This window comes from Candidatus Burkholderia verschuerenii (genome assembly GCF_001189365.1).
Taxonomy (GTDB): Bacteria; Pseudomonadota; Gammaproteobacteria; order Burkholderiales; family Burkholderiaceae; genus Caballeronia; species Caballeronia verschuerenii.
In genome coordinates this window covers 1-2,565 of record NZ_LFJJ01000323.1, presented here as the reverse complement: position 1 = coordinate 2,565, position 2,565 = coordinate 1, and the positions used below count along the sequence as shown (strand labels likewise).

The following is a 2,565-nucleotide window of genomic DNA, read 5'->3' as shown; positions in this document are numbered from 1 at the left end:
GCAAATGACGTTACTCTTAACTCCTCGCCGTCGTGATGACGTACGCTGAAGCCGTCCATAAGCCCGTACTCCGCCGCTTTCTTGATAAAATATTTTCACTCCGGCGTAACGAATTTGAAAATTTGATCCCAGTGAACCAACCCGTCAGTCGAAGGGGTCACGACTGGGTCAATCCTGTGATAGCCTAACTCGTTATAGCTTGCAAGCCATTCTTGCGGATACCCTAGATTGAAAATATGCTTCAATCCATGCGACGGGGCAGATGGCCTAACCCGGCATGCAATAAACTTTTGTAATGGCAAAATGTTTCTCAGTGCTGCATAAATTGCATCGTTTGTCTCGCAACGAGTTGTAAGTCTGGCTGCTAGTTCAATTATCTGAATCAAGTCACCTTTAGATACGAATCGACAAAGTGAGTGCATTTTCACTCCAGAACCTGCATGACTTCCACTGTCGTCAGCGGTTTGATATGGCTGGAGTATTCCAGTTGAACCTATCCGTTACAACCACGCACGCGAGCCGTGTGCTGTTCCACGACAAGCCGTCCGCAGATCATCAATCGACCCAATCTGCTCGGCGGCATTCTCGCCCTGATTGTGCTGGAAATCGTCTACAGCTTCGCGTCGCAACGCTGGTGCCTGCCGCCTGCAATCGCGTTCCTGCCGGTGGTGTTGATCGGGCTGCGCTTCGGTATCGCGTACCTTCGCACGGCCTTTACCGAGGTCATTATCGACGCCGAGCGTATTACCAGGCGTAGCGGCATCCTGAACCGAACGGTATCCAGTCCGGATCTGTTCAGGATTCGGGACATGACCTCGCTGCATCCGTGGTGGCCCCCACTGGGCATCGGCACGGTGGGGGTAATGACGAGCGATTCCAATAACCCGGTGTGGTTTCTGCCAGGCATCGCAAACGCTGAAGAGGCGCAACGACCTGAACCGGGCCGCGCTCGCGCTGCGCGATCGGAAGGGAATCCGCGAAGTCAACATGGGTCGCGTCTGAGCACACAGACGGGCCGCTGGCACGATGTTAGAATAAGAACGCACTTCTGATGCCGGAAGGACTGCTGCGCTGCGAGGGTCTCCCCGGCTCAGGCGTTCGTCGCTTAGATTGGAATACGCCCATATGAAGATGCGGGAATTGTATATGGCCCTTAAATCGTTCCATGAACGGCTGCGAGTCTGGCTCGATGGCAAGACAATCTGGAAGGAAGAGTTTCGCAAGGTTGGGCTGGTGTTGATCGGCCTCGGTTTAACGGGACCGTTCGTTAATGGTAAGATCGGCATGTGGCCCTTCGCGGTAGTAGGGCTGGTGTTTGAAATGCTGGGCTTGATGGAGAACTTACCCAAGGAGGACGATGATGTTTGAAGGAACGGGCACCAATCTGATTTTGTGCGCTTTTCTGGTAGCTGGTTTCGGATTTGCCTTCTGGTTCACCGAAATACTGCCGGATGACAAATGCTCATCGAGTAAGCGGAAAGGCCAATCCCGCTAGGGACACTGGTCGCAACGGAAACAGGGGCCTCTGGTCCCTGTTTTTTCTCCCTAGCAGCCGTCGCGGCTGCATTTGAAACAACTCGTCGATCTGCCGCGCTTCAAGCGCTATTCGTAAAGAGCTTGCCCGCGAATGCGAGTAAGTGCTGTTGAGGTTGCAATGTTTCGTTGATTTGGATCTGGCTTTTTTATAGGTTGCCCAGCGCAAGTAACGTGGTGATTTGAGCGGTGCTCTTCGCCAGCGCCCGGTATCGCGTCTTCATGTAGCCAACCTGTCGCGTGAAGATTCGAAAAGGATACTCAGCCTTCGCACGAATGCCGGCCTGCAGTCGCTCGATTTTGACGTATATCGCATCGACACGGTTCTTCAAGTTCAGCTGTCTTTGCTTGCCGCGGCGCATCGCAACATCCCATCAAGCCGAGGTCATTTGCTCACGCTTTTCGATTCCCTGGTATCCGGCGTCGACATAACCACTCGTTTCCTCCCCGTGCGCTGGCTGTGATGAGAATCTAATGAAATTCTCGACCGCGCACACCTGTCCAAATGGACAGGTGATCAACATCCAGAAGTCCGTAGGATGAGCCTTGACGAGCAATTTCATTGCTAGCGAAGGGTATGAACATGGTGCGGCCACCAGATCAACCCAGTACTCAGCGAGCTTAAGATTGCCAGTATTGGGGCGTTTCTGCAAGCTTTGATGTGGTATACAAAGTCATTTGTGCCAATGTGTTTTGCTCGCGAGAATTTGCTGTTAACAGATATACTTGGATGGTTAAGTTTATTTCGATAATCAAATGAAGTGAAATATAATGGAAGATTAGGAAATCGAAAAGACGAGACGTTGGCGGCCCGGAACATAGTTTCTTCGTCGTGAGTCTCACTAACGACTCGTTTCTAAAGACACCCAAGTTACCTGGTCAAACAGTTACCAAAATGTCCATATTGACGTTACCGAACGACCTCATTGCATAGCTTCTGTAAGAAAAGACTTTTCTCAGTATGGAAAAAGAATTATGTGCAGTACTCTGTAAAGAGTAGAGAATACCAATTAAATTGTTACGATTCAGATC

3 protein-coding genes and 1 pseudogene are annotated in these 2,565 nt (G+C 50.9%); 2 read left to right on the top strand and 2 right to left on the bottom strand.

All coding sequences use genetic code 11. The annotated features are described in order from the left end of the window. Positions 1–95 precede the first annotated feature (95 nt). Entirely contained in the window at positions 96–422 is a 327-nt protein-coding gene (locus BVER_RS36085; RefSeq protein WP_083452420.1) for an autoinducer binding domain-containing protein, read from the bottom strand. A 99-nt stretch (positions 423–521) separates the two neighbouring features. Between BVER_RS36085 and BVER_RS28515 the strand changes: the two genes are divergently transcribed. Together BVER_RS28515 and BVER_RS28510 are read left to right on the top strand one after the other, a co-directional pair. Next, entirely contained in the window at positions 522–1,052 is a 531-nt protein-coding gene (locus BVER_RS28515) for a YdbT family protein (RefSeq protein WP_157056279.1), read from the top strand. 73 nt (positions 1,053–1,125) lie between these two features. Continuing rightward, complete coding sequence (locus BVER_RS28510; protein ID WP_050456096.1) at positions 1,126–1,368, top strand: hypothetical protein; 243 nt, start codon at positions 1,126–1,128, stop codon at positions 1,366–1,368. A gap of 314 nt (positions 1,369–1,682) precedes the next feature. Here the strand turns inward: BVER_RS28510 and BVER_RS36400 are convergent. Then, positions 1,683–1,985: pseudogene (locus tag BVER_RS36400) on the bottom strand (transposase); the annotation flags it as partial. Between the last annotated feature and the right edge of the window lie 580 nt (positions 1,986–2,565).

Coding starts and splice junctions, on each gene's coding strand:
- BVER_RS36085 (WP_083452420.1), bottom strand. CDS start 422: ATGCACTCACTTTGTCGATTCGTATCTAAAGGTGACTTGATTCAGATA.
- BVER_RS28510 (WP_050456096.1), top strand. CDS start 1,126: ATGAAGATGCGGGAATTGTATATGGCCCTTAAATCGTTCCATGAACGG.